The organism is Paenibacillus periandrae (assembly GCF_022458865.1).
In the GTDB taxonomy this organism is placed as follows: Bacteria; Bacillota; Bacilli; order Paenibacillales; family NBRC-103111; genus Paenibacillus_S; species Paenibacillus_S periandrae.
In genome coordinates this window covers 1-300 of sequence record NZ_JAJNMU010000171.1, presented here as the reverse complement: position 1 = coordinate 300, position 300 = coordinate 1, and the positions used below count along the sequence as shown (strand labels likewise).

General features: G+C 44.3%; 1 protein-coding gene. It reads left to right on the top strand.

All coding sequences use genetic code 11. The features are described from left to right. Nucleotides 1–61 precede the first annotated feature (61 nt). The coding region (locus tag LRL21_RS45090; RefSeq protein WP_420832582.1) for a transposase at nt 62–300 on the top strand (239 nt) is incomplete at its 3' end.

The window sequence follows — 300 nt, the reverse complement described above, 5'->3', positions numbered from 1 at the left end:
GCACCGGGTTGTCGTATTTCAAGATGGGCATGGTCATGAAATTCGAGTCGTTACCGACCTCATGAGTGTATCCGCTGAGCAAATTGCTGACATGTATAAAGCCAGATGGCAAATCGAGGTGTTTTTCATCTGGATCAAACAGCATTTGAATGTGCCTACGCTGTTTGGAACGGCGGAAAATGCGGTTTTTGGCCAGCTTTATGCAGCTTTGATCGTCTATATTCTGCTCAAATGGATTTTTGATCAGACCAGTCCGTATATGTCACGAATATTCGCCTTCACGTTCATTCGTTTTACACG